Source organism: Enterobacter sp. FW301-JW81, from assembly GCF_058788735.1.
Window position 1 is genome coordinate 338,241 of the sequence record NZ_JBYTBA010000002.1, and the last position, 20,921, is coordinate 359,161.

The window sequence follows — 20,921 nt, forward strand, 5'->3', positions numbered from 1 at the left end:
TGCACAATATGCCGATTTTTTCTTCATCCCACTTCGTTGTTTATTCTTATTTACATATCCCCGCGCTATGCTTAATACCAACTTATTTCATGGATTTATGATTAATGTCGGTATTAAAGAAAAACAGCGCCAGGCAGCGTGACCAGGAACGTGCGCGACTTATCTGGCTTCTCACGACCGATAAAGCGGTCACTTCTACGTTATTAGGCAAACTCACCCTGGCTGAGCAATATGATGTCGGCACCCTGGCCGACGATATTGCTGAGGTAGGTGCGCTGGTTGCTCATTTACCCCCGCCGGATCTGGCGGATACCCTTGAAGCGCTCCCCTCAGAAGAACGCCACGCCCTGTGGCGGCTGGTGCAGGATCACGAGCGCGGGCAGGTGCTGCTTGAGGCCTCCGAAAACGTCTGGGATGACCTTATCGACGAGATGAGCGACCGGGATATTCTCGACGCCCTGCAAACCCTGGATATCGACGAGCAGATTTACCTCGTTCAGCACCTGCCGCGAAACCTGACCGGTCGCCTGCTGGCTTCCCTGCCTGCCGATGAACGCGCGCGCGTGCGCCAGGTGATGCACTACGAGAAAAACAGCGTCGGCGCGATCATGGAATTCGGCGTGATCACGGTACGCCCGGACGTGACGCTCGGCACCGTGCAGCGCTACCTGCGCCGTCTGGGCAGGATGCCGGACAACACCGATAAACTGTTTGTCACCTCGCGGGATAAAACCCTGCTCGGCGAGCTGGAGCTGAAAACCATCCTGCTCAACAGCACCCAGCGGAAGGTGAGCGAGGTGATGGAAAACGAGCCGATGGTCTTCTCCCCGGAAGACGATGCGGAAAAAGCGGCGCGTACCTTCGAACGTGACGACCTCGTGAGTGCCGCGGTCGTGGATTCCGTCGGCAAACTGATGGGGCGTCTGACCATCGATGAGATCGTTGACGTGGTCTATGAAGAGACCGATAACGACCTGCGTGCGCTTGGGGGGATCAGCGCCGAAGATGACGTCCATGCCTCCGTCGGCAAGGCGGTGAAAACGCGCTGGGCCTGGCTTGCTATCAATTTGTGTACCGCGTTTATCGCCTCCCGCGTGATTGACGGCTTTGAACATACCATTTCGCAGCTGGTGGCGTTAGCCTCGCTGATGCCGATTGTGGCCGGGATTGGCGGCAACACCGGAAACCAGACCATCACCATGATCGTTCGCGCGCTGGCGCTGGAAAATATTCAGCCGGGTAACTTTTCGTGGCTTATTTTTAGAGAGATGGGCGTCGCGCTAATTAACGGCCTGGTGTGGGGGGGCATTATGGGGGGCATCACCTGGTGGTTATACGACGATATGCCACTGGGCGGCGTGATGATGCTGGCGATGGTACTCAACCTGCTGGTGGCGTCGATAATGGGCGTGATTATCCCGCTGACGATGACCAAACTGGGGCGCGACCCCGCGGTGGGGTCGAGCGTGATGATCACCGCCATCACCGATACCGGCGGTTTCTTTATTTTTCTTGGGCTGGCGACGATTTTTCTTCTTTAAGCCGACGCTTAGCGCGGGCGGGAAGCAGCGGCATGACGATGATCCCGCCCAGCACGCCAATTGCCAGGTTGCCGGTTGATACCGTTGTGGCCACGGTGACCAGCATCACCACCGTTTCCGCAATCGGGGCATTTTTTAACGTGGCTGGCTGAAGGCTGTGCCAGCTGAACGTTTTAATGGCGACAATCGCCATGATCCCGGCCAGTACGGCCATCGGGATTTTAGCCATCACTTCACTGAGCGCCGTCACGAGAATTAGCAGTACGACGCCTGCCGCGATGGTGGAGAGGCGGCTTCGTCCTTTCCCCATCTCGACGTTGACGATGGTTTGCCCGATCATTGCGCAGCCCGCAATACCACCATAAAAACCGGACAGAATATTACCCACGCCCAGCCCGATGCTCTCACGGCGCTTGCTCGACGGCGTTGCGGTCAGCTCATCCACCAGCTTTGCCGTCAGCAGGGATTCCAGCAGGCCGACGAACGCGATACTCAGCGCGCACGGCCAGATGATGCTCAGCGTCTGTAAATTAAGCGGAACCAGCAGCTCGGTTAGCCCTGGTAAACCGCCGCTTATCGCGCCTTCATCACCCACGGTCGGCAGGATTTGACCGGTGGTCACGGTATAAAGCGTCAACACAACAATGGCAATCAGCGGCGACGGGACGCTTTTGACGTAGCGCGGTACCCACAGCACGATCAGCACCGTCAGCACGAACAGGCCTACAATCAGCGGGCTTCGGCTCCAGAAGTGAGGTACCTGGGCGAAGAAAATCAAAATACCGAGCGCGTTAACAAACCCGGTCATGACGGCCTGAGGAATAAAGCGCATCAGCCGCGCTATGCCCGATACCCCAAACAGGATCTGAATCACGCCAGCCATCAGTACCGCCGGCAGAATGTACTGCACGCCGTGCTGATGCACCATCGGGCCAATGACCAGCGCGACGGAACCGGCCGCTGCCGTGACCAGCGCCGGACGACCGCCCAGCACGGACAGGGCAAGACACAGCACCACGGAGGCAAAAAGGCTGACCTTCGGGTCAACGCCCGCGACCACCGAAAATGAAATAACTTCGGGGATCAGCGCCAGAGCGGTAATCACGCCCGCCAGCGTTTCACGCATCAGAAGCTTGGGTGAGCTGAGGACCGTGGTGACGCGGCCTTCGTTGGGCAAAGCAGGTTGGGGTAAGGACATAACAATTCGCTGGTTAGGGCAGGCTTCCGTGCGCGCGATCACAAAGTGCAGGATAGTAGCCAGAAAATGCCCCTATTGCCAGCCGCCAGCATAATCCCCTACAAACAATCCATCATTAAATTTCACAATTACAATAATTTCGTAACCTTTAAACAATATTTAAAAGTTGTTACCGTGCCCCCGCAGCTTTTTTCACCTGCAATTTCCACGCATCAAGCACTTTTACACTAAGGCATAAATTATGAAAAAAATGACTGCCATGCTCTTTTCTCTGGCCGTGGGGCTTAACACCGTCTCTATGGCGGCGAAAGCTGACGCACCAAAAGAGCAGGAAACGGACGTCCTTTTAATTGGTGGCGGTATCATGAGCGCCACGCTGGGAACCTATCTGCAAGAACTGCAGCCGGACTGGTCAATGACCATGGTCGAGCGCCTCGATGGCGTGGCGCAGGAGAGTTCGAACGGCTGGAATAACGCCGGTACCGGACATTCGGCACTCATGGAACTGAACTATACGCCGCAGAAAAAGGACGGTTCCATTAGTATCGAGAAGGCGGTAGAGATCAACGAAGCCTTCCAGATTTCTCGCCAGTTCTGGTCTCACCAGGTCAACAGCGGCGTGATGCACGATCCGCACTCGTTCATCAATACCGTACCGCACATGAGCTTTGTGTGGGGCGAACAGAACGTTAACTTCCTGCGCGCGCGCTACGCGGCTCTGCAGCAGAGCACGCTGTTCCGCGGTATGAAATATTCAGAAGACCACGCGCAGATTAAAGAGTGGGCTCCGCTGGTCATGGAAGGTCGTGACCCGAATCAGAAAGTCGCGGCGACCCGCACCGAAATTGGTACCGACGTCAACTACGGTGAAATTACCCGCCAGCTGGTAACGTCTCTGAAGAAGAAAGAGAACTTCAACCTGCAGCTCAGCACCGAAGTGCGCGGTTTCAAGCGCAACGCGGATAACAGCTGGAGCGTGACCGTTGCCGATCTGAAAAACAATGAAGCCGAACACGTCATTAAGGCGAAGTTTGTGTTTATTGGGGCAGGTGGCGCGGCGCTGAAGCTGCTGCAGGAGTCCGGTATTCCGGAAGCTGACGACTATGCGGGCTTCCCGGTTGGCGGTCAGTTCCTGGTGTCCGATAACCCGGAGGTGGTTAATCGTCATCTGGCAAAAGTGTACGGTCAGGCTTCTGTAGGTGCGCCGCCGATGTCCGTTCCGCATATCGATACCCGTATGCTTGACGGCAAACGCGTGGTGCTGTTTGGACCGTTCGCGACCTTCTCCACCAAGTTCCTGAAAAACGGTTCTCTGTGGGATCTGCTGAGCGCCACGACCACCTCTAACGTCAAGCCGATGATGGATGTAGGGCTGGATAACTTCGACCTGGTGAAATACCTGATTAGCCAGGTGATGCTCTCTGACGACGACCGTTTCGAGGCGCTGAAAGAGTACTATCCGCAGGCGAAGAAAGAAGACTGGCGTTTGTGGCAGGCGGGTCAGCGCGTACAAATCATCAAACGCGATCCTAAAGAGGGCGGCGTGCTGCGTCTGGGTACGGAAGTGGTGAGCGATAAGGATGGCACCATCGCCGCGCTGCTGGGTGCTTCACCGGGTGCGTCTACTGCTGCGCCAATCATGCTGCACCTGATGGAAAAAGTGTTTAAGGATAAAGTTTCCAGCCCGGAATGGCAGGCTAAGCTGAAAACCATTATTCCATCCTACGGCACGAAGCTGAACGGTAACGTGGACGCGACGGAGCAGGAGCTGGAATACACCAGCCGCGTACTGCAGCTGCAATATGTTAAGCCGCAGGCTGCTGATGCTGCACCAAAAGCTGAGCTGAAACCTCAGGCGGAAAACAAACCGGTTGCGGATATCGCGCTGTAAGATAAAAGCAAAACGGCAACATACGTTGCCGTTTTTGGTATTTTCCCCCTCTCCCTGTGGGAGAGGGTTGGGGCGAGGGCACCAGAGCGCACCCGACCTGGTTTTAACGTACTACCGCTTGTCCGACATTCTCATCAGCCTTCCACACGCGATACTTCACCTCGACGTTTTCAGGCGTATACACCACGATTGGCAGCTTGCTGTTGTAGCGCAGCAGACTGTTGTCACCCAGATACGCAGTCACAAATTTCTTCTCTTTTTTGCCGTCCGGGCAGGCCATCATGGTGGAGACCGGAGAGGTCACTTTATTAAAGACGTAATAGTCATAACCCCAGCCTTCCAGCGTTTTGCTTTCAAGTTGACCGCCCAGACGGTGCTGGTTGCAGTCCACTTCCAGCGTCTTGCCAATTAATAGTTCCACTTTGAAGTTCCCTTCATCCTGCTGAACCGGTAACTGAATCACCTGACGCTTCATCCCTTTGTCCGCTTTCGGATACGGGGCAACTTTTTCCAGCGGCTGCTCTTTTGGGGTTTCGCTGGCGAAAGCGCCGGTGCTGGCGCACGCGGCGGCGATGAGGGCGATGGCAAATTTAGGTGCGTTTTTCATTGTCATTCCTTTATGTCAAAACGATCCTGCACAGGTTAACATAACAACTATAAATGATTGGTGTTATTTACTTACATTTTCAATATATACAGAGTTATAAGCTTTTAATTTGCGTGTCATGTGGTTATTTGTGCTGGTGTGGAGTGAGGTGCCAGTTCGTGTTATTTTAAGCACTCTATAATGTTATTCATCTGTAAAGGGAAGAGAGATGGTTTGTGCAAAACTTAAAACACCTGAAGGCCGCAAGTTTCTCCTGGCGCTGCTGGTGGTATTTATGATTGCTGCCGCGTGCGTTGGGCGGGCAACCATTGTCGGCGTTATCGAACAGTACAATATCCCCCTCTCAGCCTGGACGACCAGCATGTACGTCCTGCAATCGGCCATGATCTTCGTCTACAGCCTGGTGTTCACCGTTCTGCTGGCCATACCGCTGGGCATTTTCTTCCTGGGCGGTCGCGAGAAGCACTGAGCGTCGATATGCGAAAACTAAGCCATCCTGCGGGGTGGCTTTTTTTATGTCTGACGATATTTTACCCGCACTTCCAGGATATTCTGTTTCGAGCAAAATGTTCAACATACAGCAGGAGATGCGCAATGTTATCCCGGTTTGCAACACTCAGCCGGATCCCGAAAGGCGTCTGGGTTGTTGGGGGGGTCAGCATGTTGATGGATATCTCCTCGGAGATCATTCACAGCCTGCTACCGCTGTTTATGGTGACGACGCTCGGAGCCAGCGTGATTTTCATCGGTTTGATCGAAGGTCTGGCCGAAGCCACTGCGCTGTTTATCAAGGTATTTTCCGGGGCAATTAGCGACTATCTGGGTAAACGTAAAGGGCTGGCGGTGCTGGGCTATGGCCTCGGTGCGCTAAGTAAGCCGTTGTTTGCTATTGCCTCTTCCTCCGGCATGATTCTGGGGGCACGCTTAATCGACAGGGTGGGGAAGGGAATACGGGGGGCACCGCGCGATGCGCTGGTCGCTGACGTTACGCCCCCCGAGTTGCGCGGTGCCGCGTTCGGTCTGCGTCAGTCAATGGACACCGTGGGCGCATTTCTCGGCCCGCTTTTGGCCGTTGGCTTGATGCTGCTGTGGAACGATGATTTTCGTACTATTTTCTGGATTGCGGTGATCCCCGGCGTACTCGCCGTTGCCTTGCTTTTCTTCGGCCTGCATGAGCCTAAAACCCCTGTCGAGCATAAACGAACGAATCCCATCAAACGAGAGAACCTCCGGCGTCTGGGTAAAGGCTGTTGGTGGGTGATTGGGTTAGGTGCCGTTTTCACACTCGCACGTTTCAGTGAGGCATTTCTTGTCCTCCGTGCCCAGCAGTCCGGCGTGCCGCTGGCATTGATCCCGCTGGTGATGGTGGCGATGAATCTGCTCTATTTCCTCTCAGCCTATCCGTTTGGCAAATTATCCGACGTCATGAGCCACACCCGGTTACTGCAGTGGGGGCTGGTGGTGCTGATAGGAGCGGACATTGTGCTGGCGCTGAGCACCCACTGGGCGGGCATTATTTTAGGCGTTGCGCTTTGGGGCGTGCATATGGGGATGACGCAAGGATTGCTGGCGGCAATGATTGCTAAAACCGCGCCAGCGGATTTACGCGGCACGGCTTTCGGTATTTTTAGTCTGGTCAGCGGCGTGGGGTTGTTAATTGCCAGCGTGGGAGCCGGGGTGATATGGGAAACGTTTGGCGCGGAATATACGTTTTATGCTGGTGCGGTGATTTGTCTGGTTGCGCTGGTGTATCTGCACAAAATGCCGGGCGAGGCGCAATAAAAAAACCAGCCATCAGGCTGGTTTTCAAAGTGTTTTTGGTCGGCACGAGAGGATTTGAACCTCCGACCCCCGACACCCCATGACGGTGCGCTACCAGGCTGCGCTACGTGCCGACGCATAGGAAGAATACTACTCGATTCCGTTTTGAATGCAAGGGAATCTGTCGCTAACTGGTTTATAATTAATCAGTTAGCGATGAAGCGCTTCTCATCCGTCAGGACCTGCAGCAGCAGGCTTAGCTGCGGTTTCTGGTCTTTCAACCGTTCACCCTGCAGATTATACGTCTGGTAATTCCCGTTGCTGTTCAGCAACAGCGTCAGCTTCGGCGTGGTCACCACCAGCGTGTTACTCCCGGCAGCGGTGACCCAGTTATGGCGGCGCGCGGCGCTGAAGAGATCCTGCCCCTGCGAATACTCGTTTGCTGGCGTGCTGACGTGCAACAGGCGTTGCATCAGGGTGGTCATGACATCTTTATGCTCGGTAAGCATATTGATGCGCTGAGCAGGGGTACCAGGCCAGTGGATCACCAGCGGAACCTGCAGGTTCGGGCGTGACCAGCTCATACTCTTCGTCTCGTTGCCCAGCGGGACGCCATGGCCTGCGGTGACGATCACCACGGTGTTGTCCAGCTTGCCTGACTCGCGTAGTGCGCCAAGCACGCGGCCTATCTGCGCATCGACATCGCCAGCCGCACGGCCGTAGCGTCGCGCAAAGTCATTCTTATTACTGTCGGCAAGCGTTGTGCCGTTAAACGCAACCCATGAGAACCAGCGGTTATCTTCCTGCGCGTAGCGCTGCAGCCAGTTGATCCATTGGCTGGCGGTCTGCGCGTCGGACTGATCTTGCGCCGGCGGTAGTGAGAAATCTGACAGCAGCGCCTGACGGTAGAGCGGGCTGTTAAAGCCATCTGATGAGAACAGCCCTAACTGGTAACCTTGCTGATTCAGCCCGGTAATCAGCGCCGCAGGTGTACGGGTAGAGAGTACGCCGTCCATGTAGCCGGCTGAAATACCGTAGAAGAGGCCAAAGATGCCCGCATCGGTTGAGTTACCGGAGCTCATATGCTGAGTAAACGAGACGTTTTGACTCGCGAACTCGGCCAGGGCAGGCATCTGCTTCTCGTAACGGGAATAGTTCAGGCCGTCGACGGTGATCAGCAGGACGTTTTGCCCGCGGCCCATGTCGCGATAGCGCAGGTCGCTCAGCGGATACTGAACGCTGACGGCTTCCGGGTTACCCTGTTCGACCAGGCGGCGCTGGTACTCCTGCGCATCAAGCAGGCCGTGTTTCTCAAGGAAGCGACGGGCCGTCATTGGATACGAGAGCGGCAGGTTAGCGCGCTGCATGGTAATAGGGCGATAGAAGTTCGCATCCGCCCAGATATACATGATGTGCGAACTGACAAAAGAGACGAAAAAGAGCGTGGCGACGGGCTTCGCATAATGGCGTCGCCGGGTCAGACTGCGAAGTTTTTGCCAGCTCCAGGTGGCAAACAGCATCTCAATCAACAGGATCACCGGAACGCTGATAAACATCAGCTGCCAGTCACGGGCCGTTTCATTCTGGTCGGGGTTAATCACCAGTTCCCAGACGATGGGGTTGAGATGCAGGTGGAAGCGGGTGAACACTTCGCTGTCGATAAGCAGCAGCGTCATCCCCACCGTCGCAAGGATGGCGGACAAGAACCGCATCAGACGCTGCGACATGACGATAAACGTCAGGGGGAACAGGATCAGCAGATAGGTGGCGAAAACCAAAAAGCTAAAGTGACCCACAACGCTCATCCAGGAGTAGATCCGCCCGGTTAGCGTTGTTGGCCAGTCTGCGACAAAAAGATAACGACAGCCAATGACCGTCGCCAACAGAATGTTGAACAGGGCAAACCAGTGCCCCCAGCTGACCATCTGGGAGACTTTTTCACGGTAGCGCTGACGATTCGTCACCATAAACTGTTGTTCGTATCCCTTAATGGGCCTGGTCGTTGCTGACGGATGACTGTAAAGCCTGGGCGAAAGATTTTGCGATCGCCTGACGCTGAGCCGGAGCAACGCTGGTGTTAATAAGGTTGGTGACCATATTTCCCAAAACCATCAGGGAGAGATCGGTCGGCGTTTTATGTTTTTCAAGTACGTTGACCAGCTCACTGAGCAGTTGTTCAACGTGTTCATCACTGTAGCGGGAATGTTGTGGCATAAATCAAAATCAGTTTGTTGATGAAAGGGCAACATATTACCGTAGCAACAGCTTTTTTTCCCCTTTTTTATCTGTTGTTGCACACATGCCCTGGTGGTGGTTGAATACCGCCCGGTCTAAAAGGAGAGTTTATCATGAGTCTGGAAATCAACCAGATTGCCTTGCACCAGCTTATCAAGCGCGATGAGCAAACCCTTGAAGTGGTGCTGCGCGATTCGTTACTGGAACCCACGGCGACCGTTGTGGAGATGATGGCAGAGCTGCATCGCGTCTATAGCGCCAAAAATAAAGCCTATGGTCTGTTCAGCGAAGAGAGTGAACTGGCAGATAGCCTGCGCCTGCAGCGTCAGGGTGAAGAGGATTTCCTGGCGTTTAGCCGCGCCGCAACCGGGCGTCTGCGCGACGAACTGGCGAAATATCCCTTCGCCGACGGCGGGATCGTGCTGTTCTGCCACTATCGCTATCTGGCCGTAGAGTATCTGCTGGTTACCGTACTGAATAACTTAAGCAGCATGCGCGTGAACGAGCAGCTGGATATCAGCTCGACCCATTATCTGGATATCAACCATGCGGATATCGTGGCGCGTATTGATTTGACCGAGTGGGAAACGAATCCGGAGTCGACCCGCTACCTGACTTTCCTGAAGGGGCGCGTGGGTCGAAAAGTGGCTGATTTCTTCATGGACTTCCTTGGTGCCAGCGAAGGTCTTAACGCCAAAGCGCAGAACAAAGGTCTGCTCCAGGCGGTTGATGACTTCACGGCTGAAGCACAGCTCGATAAATCTGAGCGTCAGAACGTACGCCAGCAGGTTTACAGCTACTGCAACGAACAGCTGCAGGCAGGGGAGGAGATTGAGCTGGAGTCGCTGTCAAAAGAGCTGGCGGGCGTGAGCGAAGTCAGCTTCCAGGAATTCACCGCGGATAAAGGTTATGAGCTTGAAGAGAGCTTCCCGGCGGATCGCAGCACGCTGCGTCAGTTAACCAAGTTTGCCGGCAGCGGCGGCGGGTTAACCATCAATTTCGACGCGATGCTGCTGGGTGAACGTATTTTCTGGGATCCGGCCACCGATACGCTGACCATCAAAGGTACGCCGCCGAACCTGCGCGATCAGCTTCAGCGCCGCACCTCGGGCGGGAAATAACAGCCATAAAAAAACCCCGCAGAAGCGGGGTTTTTTTTCGACGTGTTTGCGATTACGCGCGAACGAAGTCGATGTGAGACAGTTTTGGCTTGAACGGGTGACGCTGAACAGCCTGAACTTTCACTTTTTCTTCTTTACCGCCAACAACGATGGTCAGAACTTCGCTGTAGAATTCAGCTTTGGTCTGCAGGTTCCACAGTTTGTCGTGATCCAGTTCGATTGCAACTGGAGCAGCTTCGCCACCGTAAACGATAGCCGGGAACTTGTTAGCGTTACGCAGGCGGCGGCTCGCACCCTTACCCTGCACGTTACGTACTTCTGCTTCGATAGTGAACATTGATTTCTCTCTGTATTTAAAACCCTGCTACAGGCGACCCAGCAGCAGGTGAGTGTTCTGCCTCACGGATGTGAAGCGGGCGGCATTTTATACTCAAATGCCCCTCACATCAATGAAAAGTCCCGCTAACCGCGTAATTCGTTGGCGCGACGGAAGCGACCTTCGTAGTCAAAGATTTTCTCACGTACCTGCCAGAACTGGCCTTTCTTGCGGGCGACAACAAAATCCGGATGGCGCAACAGCACCTGCTGACGCACGATATCGGCCACGGTTATCCAGCGCAGGGGCACGCCCGGCGTGCGGGTGTGCGGGCGGATAAACAGCTGTTCGAAAGCCGTTCGCTGGGCGGGCGTCTGAACCCGGAAGCGTTCGCTGACGTCCGCCCCGTCCTCATCGTAATAGGTGATTTTTAACCATTCACCTTTTTCATCGGCACCGGGCTGCAGTGCCATGCCGGAACAGCGCAGCACCAGCGCATCTTTTAACTTCAGCGCCGCTTTCAGCATGTCGTCCGGGTCGACCAGTACCGTGTCGCACTCCCGGCAGCGGCGCGCGGCAATGTCGTTTTCCGCATTACACTGCGGGCAGTTTTTAAAGCGGAAGCGGAAGTCGCACTGCTCGCGATGCCCCTCGTCATCTTCAAACCAGCCCTGACAGCGGCGGCCAAAGTGTTCGATCAGCGTCCCGTCGGAGGTGGTTTTTCCCCAGAAGGTGTTGGCAAAGCCGCAGGCAGGGCAAAAGACCTGGACGGGCACGTTGTCGCTTTTCCCTTTTGGCGCGCCGACTTCAGGCGTGTAGAGATCGTGCGGGTTGCCGGCATAATCCAGAATCAGGCAGTCGGTTTTCCCGGGAGCCAGGCGCAGGCCGCGGCCAACAATTTGCTGATACAGGCTGACCGATTCGGTCGGGCGCAAAATGGCGATCAGATCTACGTGCGGCGCGTCAAAGCCGGTGGTCAATACCGACACGTTCACCAGATAGCGGAACCGCTGGGCTTTAAAGGCGTCAATCAGGCCGTCGCGCTCCGGGCCGGGCGTCTCGCCGGTGATTAACGCCGCGTCGCCAGAGGGCAGTAACCCGGTGATCTCGCGCGCGTGCTCAACAGTGGCGGCAAAGATCATCACCCCTTTGCGCGTCGCGGCAAACTCCTTAATCTGGCTGATGATGTGCGGCGTAATGCGCTTTTGCTTTTTCAGCTCCTGGTTAAGATCCGCTTCGCTGAACAAGCCGTTGCTCTGCGCCTGCAGACGGCTGAAATCATACTGCACCACCGGCATATCCAGCCGTTCTGGCGGCGTCAGGTAGCCATGTTTAATCATATAACGCAGCGGAAGTTCGTAAATGCAGTCGCTAAACAGGGCCTTGTCATCGCCGCGCACCATGCCGTGATAATGGTAGCGATAGATCCAGCCTTTCCCCAGGCGAAACGGGGTCGCCGTCAGGCCCAGCAGGCGTAAGTGAGGGTTCACCTCTTTCAGGTGCGTCAGGATTTGCTGATACTGGCTGTCGTCGTCATCGCTGATGCGGTGACACTCGTCGACAATCAGCAGCGAAAATTCGCTGCGAAACAGGTCCAGATTGCGGGCCACCGACTGCACGCTGCCAAATACCACTTTGCCGTGGCTCTCTTTACGCTTTAGCCCGGCGGCGAAAATGTCGGCCTCCAGCCCAAGCGCACAATACTTGGCGTGGTTTTGCGCGACGAGCTCTTTGACGTGGGCCAGCACCAGCACGCGGCCACGGGCCAGGCGCGCCAGTTCGGCGATGACCAGGCTTTTGCCTGCACCGGTCGGGAGCACTATCGCCGCCGGCTCGCGATGTTTACGGAACCAGGCGAGCGTGGCGTCAACGGCTTCCTGCTGGTAGGGTCGAAGTGTAAAAGTCATAGGGTCTCGGTTTCGTTATTCCGCACATATACCCGTCATACTTCAAGTTGCCTGTGCGTTGGCTGCACTCGAATTATTTAGGGTACAGATAGTATGCCACGAAACTTTTTCCCTTGAGTGGCGCAACCAGACCATTATACTGAGCCGTTCCAGACTGCTTCTTTTTTCGGACCTCTAGTCCGACTTCCAGCACCATTAAGGCTAAAAAGATTTCATGCGACTTGATAAGTTTATCGCTCAGCAACTCGGCGTAAGCCGCGCTATTGCCGGGCGCGAAATTCGCGCCAGCCGCGTTACCGTGGATGGCGACATTGTGAGAGACAGCGCGTTCAAACTCCAGCCTGACCACCAGGTGGAATATGACGGCAATCCGCTGACCCAGCAGCACGGTCCGCGCTACTTCATGCTCAATAAGCCGGAAGGCTATGTCTGCTCAACGGACGATCCGGATCACCCGACGGTACTCTATTTTCTCGACGAACCGGTTGCACACAAGCTGCATGCCGCAGGCCGCCTCGATATCGACACCACCGGTCTGGTGCTGATGACCGACGACGGGCAGTGGTCGCACCGCATCACCTCGCCGCGCCATCACTGCGAGAAAACCTATCTCGTGACGCTGGAGTCTCCGGTTGCGGATGACACGGCAGAGCAATTCGCCAAAGGCGTTCAGCTGCATAATGAAAAAGACCTCACCAAACCGGCGGTACTGGAAGTCATTACCCCAACGGAAGTCCGTCTGACCATCAGTGAAGGGCGCTACCATCAGGTGAAACGTATGTTTGCCGCGGTGGGGAACCACGTTGTGGGCCTGCACCGTGAGCGGATTGGTGCGATTGAACTCGATCCCGACCTGGCGCCAGGCGAATACCGCCCGTTAACGGAAGAAGAGATTGCCAGCGTCGGTCTGCCTTCGCACTAATTTCAGGAGAACTCTGTGACCACCAGGCCACGCTCGTCGTTCAAAATCGTCTTTATTCTTGGCCTGCTGGCCATGCTGATGCCGCTGTCTATTGATATGTACCTGCCCGCGCTGCCGGTCATTTCCGCGCAGTTTGGCGTTCCGGCGGGCAGCGCGCAGATGACGCTCAGCACCTATATTCTCGGCTTTGCCCTCGGCCAGCTGTTTTATGGCCCGATGGCGGACAGCCTTGGACGCAAGCCCGTCATTCTTGGCGGGACGCTGATCTTTGCGGCGGCTGCGGTTGCCTGTGCGCTGTCGCAGACCATCGATCATCTGATTATCATGCGCTTCCTCCACGGTCTGGCGGCGGCAGCGGCAAGCGTGGTGATTAACGCCCTGATGCGCGATATCTACCCGAAAGAAGAGTTCTCCCGCATGATGTCGTTTGTGATGCTGGTGACGACGATTGCGCCGCTGGTCGCTCCGATGGCCGGTGGGGCAGTGCTGGTGTGGTTTAGCTGGCACGTGATTTTCTGGATCCTGGCACTGGCCGCGCTGCTGGCCTCGGCGATGATTTTCTTCTTTATTGATGAAACGCTTCCCGCCGAGCGCCGCCAGAAGTTCCACATCCGTACCACAATCGGCAACTTTGCCTCGCTGTTTCGCCACAAGCGCGTGCTGAGCTATATGCTGGCGAGCGGGTTCAGCTTCGCCGGGATGTTCTCCTTCCTGAGCGCCGGGCCGTTTGTCTACATCGAGCTGAATCACGTTTCACCTCAGCATTTCGGCTATTACTTTGCGCTCAACATCGTCTTCCTGTTTATCATGACCATCATCAACAGCCGATTTGTCCGGCGGGTGGGGGCGCTGAACATGTTCCGCGCCGGGCTGTGGATCCAGTTTGTGATGGCTATCTGGCTGGTGGTGAGCGCGTTTCTGGGCGTAGGCTTCTGGGCGCTGGTCGTCGGTGTGGCGGCCTTTGTTGGCTGCGTGTCGATGGTGTCATCTAACGGGATGGCGGTGATCCTGGATGAGTTTCCGCATATGGCGGGTACCGCATCGTCGCTGGCGGGGACGTTCCGCTTCGGTATAGGCGCTATCGTCGGAGCGCTGCTGTCTATGGCCACCTTTACGACGGCGTGGCCGATGCTGTGGGCGATGGCTTTTTGCGCAACCAGCTCCATACTCTTCTATCTTTACGCCAGTCGACCGCGAAAAGCGGCTCACTAAAACATAAAGAAGGCCCGGCAGGGCCTTTTTTGTTGATACATATCAACCAAACCCACGTTCGTTTATGCCGTGTTTGTTTATTTTATGTAAAATCTATTTATGTAAAAAGTCACATCATTGTATTCAAAAAGGTTGAGTTAGATCGCAGAAACGGGTACATATAGCGCCGAAGCGAGCCTGGATACGAATAAAAAGCGCTGAATAGTGCAGGGTGGCGCTGATGTGTTACTATAAATGTAAATAAATTGTGAAGTAAATTTTGCTTCCGGGGAACGAACGTGAATACATTACAACTCTCCATTGTCCATCGCTTGCCTCAGAGCTATCGCTGGTCAGCGGGTTTTGCAGGTTCGAAAGTTGAACCGATTCCGCAAAACGTCGCGGGCTGCGAGAATTGCCTCGTGGCACTCAAACTGCTGAGCCCGAGCGACGAAAATGCATGGCGGGTGATGGAACGTCTTAGCCAGGCCCTGACGGATATTGAAGTGGACAGCTCCGTGCTGGAGTGCGAAGGCGAGCCGTGCCTGTTTGTGAAAAGCCAGGACGAATTTGCCGCCACCTGCCGCCTGAAAAATTTTGGCGTTGCGATTGCTGAGCCTTTCTCTGGCCAATACCCGTTCTGAGCGCTAGTCTGCCGACAACAGCTGGCGCGTGTAGCGCTGCGTTGGTGCGCTAAATACGCGCTGGCACTCACCTTGCTCGACCACTTCTCCCTGTCGCAACACAATTACCTGATGGCATAGCGCCCGCACCACCTGTAAATCATGGCTGATAAAGATATAGGCCAGCCGGTGTTTTTCCTGTAATCCTTTGAGCAGCGCCAGGATCTGCGCCTGAACGGTCCTGTCCAGAGACGACGTTGGTTCATCGAGAATAATCAGCTCCGGTTTCAGGATCAGCGCGCGGGCAATCGCGATTCTCTGGCGCTGTCCGCCGGAGAATTCAGCCGGATAGCGGTGACGCGTCTCGGGATCTAAACCCACTTCAACCATTACCCGCATGACCTCCTGCTCGCGCTGCTGAGCGCTCAGAGCGGGCTGATGCACCCGCAGACCCTCTTCGACAATCTGCAACACACTGAGCCGCGGGTTAAGCGAGGAGTTGGGATCCTGGAAGACCACCTGCATGCGGGGACGTACGGGCAGCATCTGGCGCCGGTTCCAGCGGTGCAGCGGCATGCCGTCAAAGAGGATCTCGCCCTGCGAGGCAATTAAGCGCAGCAGCGCCAGACCGGTGGTGCTTTTCCCCGAACCGGATTCGCCCACCAGCCCCAGAGACTCGCCAGGGCGCAGCGAGAAGCGGAGGTTCTTCAGCACCGGGTTCCGATCGACAATGCGCCGCAAAATTCCTTTGCGGATTGGGAACGAAACGGACAGATCCTCAACGCGCAACAGCGGCGCGCTGTCCGCATCGAGAGGAACCGGATCGCCGGAGGGTTCGCTGTCGAGCAGGCGCTGCGTATACGGATGTTGCGGTGCGTGCAGCAGCGTGGACGCGATATTCTGTTCAACACACCGCCCGTTTTGCATCACCGCAACGCTGTCGGCCAGCTTTCTCACAATGCTGAGGTTGTGCGTGATAAACAGCAGGCTCATATTGAGCTCGTCACGCAGCTCCCGCAGCAGAGTCAATATTTGCGCCTGTACCGTCACGTCGAGCGCCGTTGTGGGCTCGTCGGCAATCAGCAGTTCCGGGCGCGTGAGCAGCGCCATAGCAATCATCACGCGCTGGCGTTCGCCGCCGGAGAGCTGGTGCGGAAAATCATTCAGCCGTTTGGCCGCATTGCGTATGCCTGTCCGTTCAAGACAGTCCAGAATTTCTCCCCGCGCGGCCTCTTTGCGTATTCCCCTGTGCAGCGAGAGCACTTCATAGAGCTGTTTTTCCAGGCTGTGCAGAGGGTTAAGCGAAACCATTGGCTCCTGGAAGATCATCGCAATTTTGTTGCCGCGGATGCCGCGCAGGGTATGTTCGTCGGTATGCAGCAGTGAACTGCCGTGAAACAGAATATCTCCCTGCGGGTAGCTTACCGGCGGAGACGGCAGCAGGCGCAGGATAGAGAGTGCCGAAACGCTCTTGCCTGAACCCGACTCGCCCACCAGGGCCAGCGTTTCACCGCGCTGGATCTGCAGCGACAGATCGGTAACCACGGTGCGCGTCTTGCCCTGATTTGAAAAAGCAATCGACAGGTTATCAATGCTGAGAAGGGGCTGGGTCATCTTATACCGCCTTGTTAGGATCGAAGGCGTCGCGCACGGCTTCACCAATAAAAATCAGCAGCGAAAGCAGTACGGCCACGGAGAGGAAGGCGGCGATGCCTAACCACGGCGCCTGCAGGTTGTTCTTGCCCTGCAGCAGCAGTTCGCCGAGCGACGGGGAACCCAGCGGTAGCCCAAAGCCAAGAAAATCCAGAGAGGTGAGTGTGGTGATGGAGCTGCACAGAATAAACGGCAGGAAGGTGAGCGTTGCCACCACGGCGTTAGGCAGCATGTGGCGGAAGATGATCCCCCGGTCGCTTACGCCAAGCGCCTGCGCGGCGCGAATATAGTCGAAATTGCGGGTGCGCAGGAACTCCGCCCGCACCACGCCCACCAGCGCCATCCAGCCGAACAGGACGGTGATGCCTAACAGCCACCAGAAGCCCGGCTGCACCACGCTGGAAAGCAGGATAATCAGAAACAGCGTTGGCATGCCGGACCAGACCTCAATAACCCGTTGACCCCACAGGTCGATTTTGCCGCCGTAGTAGCCCTGAACCGCACCCGCCACGACACCCATCACGCTGGAGAAGATCGTCAGCATAAGGCCAAAGAGGATAGAAATTCGCGTGCCGTACAGGATGCGCGCCAGCACGTCGCCACCGTTGGCATCCGTCCCCAGCCAGTTTTGCGCGGAGGGCGGAGAAGGGAAGGGGGCCGTGGTGGCGAAGTTAATGCTGTTTGCGCCAAAACGCACCGGTGCCCAGAGCGCCCAGCCGTGCTGCTCTATCTGCTGGCGGAGCCACGGATCCTGATACTCTGCCGGCGTTGCAAACGGGCCGCCAAAGTCGCTTTCGCTGTAGTTGGCGATAACCGGCACGTACCAGCGGTCGTTAAAATGCACCAGCAACGGCTTGTCGTTGGCGATGAGCTCCGAAAACATGCTCAGGACAAACAGCACGGCAAAAATCCACAGCGACCAGTAGCCGCGGCGGTTGTGGCGAAAACGGGCCCAGCGGGCCTGGTTGACGGGGCTTAAGCGCGGCATCAGCGGCCCTCAAAATCGATTCGGGGATCGACCAGCGTATAGCTGATATCACTGATGATATTCAGCAGCAGGCCAATCAGGGTGAAAATATAGAGCGTGCCAAACATCACCGGATAATCACGCGACACGGTGGCCTCATAGCCCAGCAGGCCCAGACCGTTGAGCGAGAACATCACCTCTATCAGCAGCGAGCCGGTAAAAAACATACTGATGAACGTGGCTGGAAATCCGGCAATTACCAGCAGCATGGCGTTGCGAAACACGTGCTTCCACATGATCTGCTTCTCGCTCACGCCCTTGGCGCGGGCAGTGACGACGTACTGTTTACGAATTTCATCGAGAAAGGCGTTTTTGGTCAACATGGTCAGGGCGGCAAACCCGCCAATGACCGTGGCCAGAACCGGCAGCGTGATATGCCAGAGATAGTCGGTAATTTTCTGATACCACGGTAAGGTGCTGAAATCGGCGGAGACCAGCCCTCGCAGCGGGAAGAGGTCGAAATAAGTTCCCCCGGCAAAAAAGACGATCAGCAGGACGGCAAACAGAAACGCCGGAATGGCGTAGCCGATGATGATGAACGTGCTGCTCCAGATATCAAACCGGCTGCCGTTGTAAACCGCTTTGCGGATCCCCAGCGGAATAGAGACCAGATAGACGATCAGCGTTCCCCACAGCCCCAGCGTTATCGAAACCGGCAGGCTTTGCTTAATCAACGTTAATACTGACGCGCTGCGAAACAGGCTATCGCCAAAATCAAAGCGGATGTAATCCCAGAGCATTTTGAAATAGCGCTCGTGAATTGGTTTGTCAAAGCCGTAGCGATGGGTGATCTCGGCGATCACCTCAGGATCCAGTCCGCGCCCGCCGCGATAATGGCTTTCACTGATATTCCCCACGCCGGTTCGCGCATGGCTCGCGCCCATGCCTTCACCGCCACCGCCGGGCATGCCGCCGCTGTTGCCAAATTCAATGGCGGCAATAGCCTGATCGACCGGCCCCCCGGGGGCGATTTGCACGATAAAAAAGTTAATCGTGATGATGGCCCACAGGGTGGGGATGACCAGCAGAAGACGGCGGATAAGATATGCACCCATGATGATTCCCTATCGCCGCTCAGCGGGAAGTCTGGCGGCTTTATTAACGTCATACCACCAGGTATCAAAGCCCAGGGAATAGACCGGGCGCACGGCAGGCACGGAGAACTTGTCCCAGCGCGCAAGGCGATCTTCGCCCATATACCACATCGGCAGCATGTAATAGTTCCAGGTTAACACCCTGTCGAGGGCGCGCCCAAGCGGCAGGAGCTTTTCTTTATCCCCCTGCGCCGCCACAATTTTCGCAATCAGCGCGTCAATCGCCGGGCTTTTAACGCCGGGTGCATTGTATGAGGAGTCGATGTAGCTGGAGGCCCAGGATATTTGCAGGTCCGAGCTCGGCCACGGCTGCGCGGGCCACAGGCGCTGCATCATGTCGTAATCACGGCTGCGCATGCGGCTGGTGATCTGCGCGTTATCAACCTGACGAATGTTCATGGTTACGCCCAGCCGCTCAAGATTGTGCTTAAACGGCAGCACCCACTGATCGTTGCCCCCGGACGAAAGCAGCAGCTCAAAGCTGAGAGGCTTGCCCGTTTTGGCATCAACACGCTTTTGATTCTTCAGAGGCCAGCCAGCGTCATCCAGCAGCTTGCTGGCTTTCAGCAGGTTGTCGCGATCGTAACCGTCACCGTTCGACGCGGGCGGCTGAAACACGCTGGTGAAAACCTGCGGCGGAACCTCGGCTTTCAGCGGTGCCAGCAGGACCAGCTCGTCGGCTTTCGGGTAATCACGCGCGGCGTACTCGGTATTCTGAAAATAGCTGTTAGCGCGGCTGTAGGCGCCGTAGAACAGGGCTTTGTTCATCCATTCGAAATCAAAGGCCAGGGAAATGGCTTCCCGCACCCGGCGGTCATTGAAAACCGGACGCTGAATATTAAACGCCAGCCAGCGCGTGTCCTGGGCGGATTCATTTTTATGCTCGTCTTTGACGATATAGCCTTTGGCGAAATTTTTCCCGATATAGCGGGTTGCCCAGTTTTTAGCGCTGTTCTCGACGCGTAAGTCGAAGGCACCGGCTTTGAAGGCTTCAAACGCCACGTTATCGTCAAGGTAGTAATCATAGCGAAGGGTGTCGAAATTCCAGCGCCCGCGGTTTACCGGCAGGTTGGCCGCCCAGTAGTCTTTGACACGGGAATAGACTACATACTGCCCCATGCGCCAGTCGGTGATGCGATACGGGCCGCCCGCCAGCGGTGGCGTCGAGAGCGGGTCGCTTAGCTTATGGTTTTTCCAGAACGATTCCGGCATGACGGGCAACGAGAACAGGCTGAGCATATTCTCTTTGTTCGGTTCGCTGAGCTCAATGCGCACGGTGAGCGGCGCAATGGCTCTGACCGACGCGCCTTTATACACGATGCGGAACTGTGGAACGCCTTCGGTCATGAATTTATGGAAGGTGAACGCAACGTCGCTGGCCTTAACCGGCGAGCCGTCATGAAAGCGGGCCCGCGGGTTCAGCGAGATTTCCGCCCAGGCGAAGTTATCGGCATAACGCACGTTCTCGGCAATCAGCGGATAGTAGCTGCCGGGCTCGTCATCAGACGTGACAAAGAGCGTATCGTAAAGCGATTCCGTTCGCGCCGCCGCCACGCCGCGCAGGGCGAAGCGGTTGAAGTTGTCGAAGGTTCCCGTGGCGGAAAGCGTGACCTTCCCGCCTTTCGGCGCGGCAGGGTTGACGTAATCGAAGTGCGTAAAATTAACCGCGTATTTCGGCTCGCCAATGACCGCGAAGGCGATATTTTCTTTGATGGCCTGCGCCTGGCTGGACAGGCTCGTTAATGCCAACATCAGCAACATGAAGCGCATAAGCATCTCGCGGCAGCTCCCTCTTTTACAGACCGGCTCGGTTAAGCTGAATAATAAGTGACGC

Annotated in this window: 18 protein-coding genes and 1 tRNA gene; 8 read left to right on the forward strand and 11 right to left on the reverse strand. The window is 56.1% G+C overall.

Features of this window, described 5'->3' with window-relative positions; genetic code table 11:
• Nucleotides 1-104: 104 nt before the first annotated feature.
• Nucleotides 105-1,541, forward strand: a complete 1,437-nt coding sequence (gene mgtE, locus AC3WOK_RS08540) for a magnesium transporter (protein WP_492354327.1) — start codon at nucleotides 105-107, stop codon at nucleotides 1,539-1,541.
• Here mgtE and AC3WOK_RS08545 read toward each other — a convergent pair.
• Complete coding sequence (locus AC3WOK_RS08545) at nucleotides 1,504-2,793, reverse strand: SulP family inorganic anion transporter (RefSeq protein WP_492354516.1); 1,290 nt, start codon at nucleotides 2,791-2,793, stop codon at nucleotides 1,504-1,506. The two genes, mgtE and AC3WOK_RS08545, sit on opposite strands and share 38 nt — an antisense overlap.
• Nucleotides 2,794-2,980: 187 nt before the next feature.
• Here AC3WOK_RS08545 and mqo point away from each other — a divergent pair, with 187 nt between their 5' ends.
• Nucleotides 2,981-4,630 carry a malate dehydrogenase (quinone) gene (mqo, locus tag AC3WOK_RS08550; RefSeq protein WP_063428859.1) on the forward strand — a complete coding sequence of 550 codons (1,650 nt, stop codon included), beginning with the start codon at nucleotides 2,981-2,983 and terminating at the stop codon, nucleotides 4,628-4,630.
• A 103-nt stretch (nucleotides 4,631-4,733) separates the two neighbouring features.
• Here mqo and eco read toward each other — a convergent pair whose 3' ends face one another.
• On the reverse strand, nucleotides 4,734-5,237 hold the full coding sequence (gene eco / locus AC3WOK_RS08555) for a serine protease inhibitor ecotin (protein ID WP_059312027.1): 504 nt from the start codon (nucleotides 5,235-5,237) through the stop codon (nucleotides 4,734-4,736).
• A 208-nt stretch (nucleotides 5,238-5,445) separates the two neighbouring features.
• Here eco and AC3WOK_RS08560 point away from each other — a divergent pair, with 208 nt between their 5' ends.
• Together AC3WOK_RS08560 and AC3WOK_RS08565 are read left to right on the forward strand one after the other, a co-directional pair.
• Entirely contained in the window at nucleotides 5,446-5,706 is a 261-nt protein-coding gene (locus tag AC3WOK_RS08560; RefSeq protein ID WP_126786712.1) for a DUF2534 family protein, read from the forward strand.
• 125 nt (nucleotides 5,707-5,831) lie between these two features.
• Nucleotides 5,832-7,019, forward strand: a complete 1,188-nt coding sequence (locus AC3WOK_RS08565) for an MFS transporter (RefSeq protein ID WP_492354328.1) — start codon at nucleotides 5,832-5,834, stop codon at nucleotides 7,017-7,019.
• Between the two features lie 36 nt (nucleotides 7,020-7,055).
• Here the strand turns inward: AC3WOK_RS08565 and AC3WOK_RS08570 are convergent.
• The 3 genes from AC3WOK_RS08570 to AC3WOK_RS08580 all read right to left on the reverse strand — a co-directional run bounded on the left by AC3WOK_RS08570 (nucleotide 7,056) and on the right by AC3WOK_RS08580 (nucleotide 9,212).
• Nucleotides 7,056-7,132: transfer RNA gene (locus tag AC3WOK_RS08570), tRNA-Pro, on the reverse strand.
• 72 nt (nucleotides 7,133-7,204) lie between these two features.
• Entirely contained in the window at nucleotides 7,205-8,965 is a 1,761-nt protein-coding gene (yejM, locus tag AC3WOK_RS08575; protein ID WP_492354329.1) for an LPS biosynthesis-modulating metalloenzyme YejM, read from the reverse strand.
• 19 nt (nucleotides 8,966-8,984) lie between these two features.
• Nucleotides 8,985-9,212 carry a YejL family protein gene (locus tag AC3WOK_RS08580; RefSeq protein ID WP_014884596.1) on the reverse strand — a complete coding sequence of 76 codons (228 nt, stop codon included), beginning with the start codon at nucleotides 9,210-9,212 and terminating at the stop codon, nucleotides 8,985-8,987.
• A 134-nt stretch (nucleotides 9,213-9,346) separates the two neighbouring features.
• Between AC3WOK_RS08580 and yejK the strand changes: the two genes are divergently transcribed.
• Nucleotides 9,347-10,354, forward strand: a complete 1,008-nt coding sequence (yejK, locus tag AC3WOK_RS08585; RefSeq protein ID WP_047346586.1) for a nucleoid-associated protein YejK — start codon at nucleotides 9,347-9,349, stop codon at nucleotides 10,352-10,354.
• 52 nt (nucleotides 10,355-10,406) lie between these two features.
• On the opposite strand, the gene rplY is transcribed toward yejK, so the two are convergent.
• Nucleotides 10,407-10,691, reverse strand: a complete 285-nt coding sequence (rplY, locus tag AC3WOK_RS08590) for a 50S ribosomal protein L25 (RefSeq protein WP_029740955.1) — start codon at nucleotides 10,689-10,691, stop codon at nucleotides 10,407-10,409.
• Nucleotides 10,692-10,816: 125 nt separating this feature from the next.
• Nucleotides 10,817-12,577: a DNA repair helicase RadD gene (radD, locus tag AC3WOK_RS08595; RefSeq protein ID WP_492354330.1), complete on the reverse strand. Its 1,761-nt coding sequence runs from the start codon at nucleotides 12,575-12,577 to the stop codon at nucleotides 10,817-10,819.
• A 214-nt stretch (nucleotides 12,578-12,791) separates the two neighbouring features.
• On the opposite strand from radD, the gene rsuA reads away from it, so the two are divergent.
• The 3 genes from rsuA to AC3WOK_RS08610 all read left to right on the forward strand — a co-directional run bounded on the left by rsuA (nucleotide 12,792) and on the right by AC3WOK_RS08610 (nucleotide 15,334).
• Entirely contained in the window at nucleotides 12,792-13,499 is a 708-nt protein-coding gene (gene rsuA, locus AC3WOK_RS08600) for a 16S rRNA pseudouridine(516) synthase RsuA (RefSeq protein WP_013097990.1), read from the forward strand.
• Nucleotides 13,500-13,514: 15 nt separating this feature from the next.
• The gene (locus AC3WOK_RS08605) at nucleotides 13,515-14,711 is read left to right on the forward strand and encodes a Bcr/CflA family multidrug efflux MFS transporter (protein ID WP_059312050.1); all 1,197 of its coding nucleotides are present in this window, start codon (nucleotides 13,515-13,517) and stop codon (nucleotides 14,709-14,711) included.
• A 278-nt stretch (nucleotides 14,712-14,989) separates the two neighbouring features.
• Nucleotides 14,990-15,334 carry a YejG family protein gene (locus AC3WOK_RS08610; protein ID WP_008500952.1) on the forward strand — a complete coding sequence of 115 codons (345 nt, stop codon included), beginning with the start codon at nucleotides 14,990-14,992 and terminating at the stop codon, nucleotides 15,332-15,334.
• Between the two features lie 3 nt (nucleotides 15,335-15,337).
• Here the strand turns inward: AC3WOK_RS08610 and yejF are convergent, their stop codons facing one another.
• Genes yejF through AC3WOK_RS08630 form a run of 4 tightly spaced genes read right to left on the reverse strand, consistent with a single transcriptional unit; the run spans nucleotide 15,338 to nucleotide 20,863 of the window.
• Nucleotides 15,338-16,927: a microcin C ABC transporter ATP-binding protein YejF gene (gene yejF, locus AC3WOK_RS08615; RefSeq protein ID WP_063428808.1), complete on the reverse strand. Its 1,590-nt coding sequence runs from the start codon at nucleotides 16,925-16,927 to the stop codon at nucleotides 15,338-15,340.
• A gap of 1 nt (nucleotide 16,928) precedes the next feature.
• Nucleotides 16,929-17,954 (reverse strand): ABC transporter permease, encoded by a 1,026-nt coding sequence (locus AC3WOK_RS08620; RefSeq protein WP_059312052.1) that lies wholly within the window; start codon nucleotides 17,952-17,954, stop codon nucleotides 16,929-16,931.
• The gene (locus AC3WOK_RS08625; protein ID WP_059312053.1) at nucleotides 17,954-19,048 is read right to left on the reverse strand and encodes a microcin C ABC transporter permease YejB; all 1,095 of its coding nucleotides are present in this window, start codon (nucleotides 19,046-19,048) and stop codon (nucleotides 17,954-17,956) included. Before AC3WOK_RS08625 ends, AC3WOK_RS08620 begins: the two co-directional genes overlap by 1 nt.
• A 9-nt stretch (nucleotides 19,049-19,057) precedes the next feature.
• Nucleotides 19,058-20,863 carry an extracellular solute-binding protein gene (locus AC3WOK_RS08630; RefSeq protein WP_492354331.1) on the reverse strand — a complete coding sequence of 602 codons (1,806 nt, stop codon included), beginning with the start codon at nucleotides 20,861-20,863 and terminating at the stop codon, nucleotides 19,058-19,060.
• Nucleotides 20,864-20,921 lie beyond the last annotated feature (58 nt).

Coding starts and splice junctions, on each gene's coding strand:
- mgtE (WP_492354327.1), top strand. CDS start 105: ATGTCGGTATTAAAGAAAAACAGCGCCAGGCAGCGTGACCAGGAACGT.
- yejF (WP_063428808.1), bottom strand. CDS start 16,927: ATGACCCAGCCCCTTCTCAGCATTGATAACCTGTCGATTGCTTTTTCA.
- rplY (WP_029740955.1), bottom strand. CDS start 10,691: ATGTTCACTATCGAAGCAGAAGTACGTAACGTGCAGGGTAAGGGTGCG.
- yejM (WP_492354329.1), bottom strand. CDS start 8,965: ATGGTGACGAATCGTCAGCGCTACCGTGAAAAAGTCTCCCAGATGGTC.
- rsuA (WP_013097990.1), top strand. CDS start 12,792: ATGCGACTTGATAAGTTTATCGCTCAGCAACTCGGCGTAAGCCGCGCT.
- AC3WOK_RS08630 (WP_492354331.1), bottom strand. CDS start 20,863: ATGCTTATGCGCTTCATGTTGCTGATGTTGGCATTAACGAGCCTGTCC.
- radD (WP_492354330.1), bottom strand. CDS start 12,577: ATGACTTTTACACTTCGACCCTACCAGCAGGAAGCCGTTGACGCCACG.
- AC3WOK_RS08625 (WP_059312053.1), bottom strand. CDS start 19,048: ATGGGTGCATATCTTATCCGCCGTCTTCTGCTGGTCATCCCCACCCTG.
- yejK (WP_047346586.1), top strand. CDS start 9,347: ATGAGTCTGGAAATCAACCAGATTGCCTTGCACCAGCTTATCAAGCGC.
- AC3WOK_RS08580 (WP_014884596.1), bottom strand. CDS start 9,212: ATGCCACAACATTCCCGCTACAGTGATGAACACGTTGAACAACTGCTC.
- AC3WOK_RS08565 (WP_492354328.1), top strand. CDS start 5,832: ATGTTATCCCGGTTTGCAACACTCAGCCGGATCCCGAAAGGCGTCTGG.
- AC3WOK_RS08620 (WP_059312052.1), bottom strand. CDS start 17,954: ATGCCGCGCTTAAGCCCCGTCAACCAGGCCCGCTGGGCCCGTTTTCGC.
- AC3WOK_RS08560 (WP_126786712.1), top strand. CDS start 5,446: ATGGTTTGTGCAAAACTTAAAACACCTGAAGGCCGCAAGTTTCTCCTG.
- mqo (WP_063428859.1), top strand. CDS start 2,981: ATGAAAAAAATGACTGCCATGCTCTTTTCTCTGGCCGTGGGGCTTAAC.
- eco (WP_059312027.1), bottom strand. CDS start 5,237: ATGAAAAACGCACCTAAATTTGCCATCGCCCTCATCGCCGCCGCGTGC.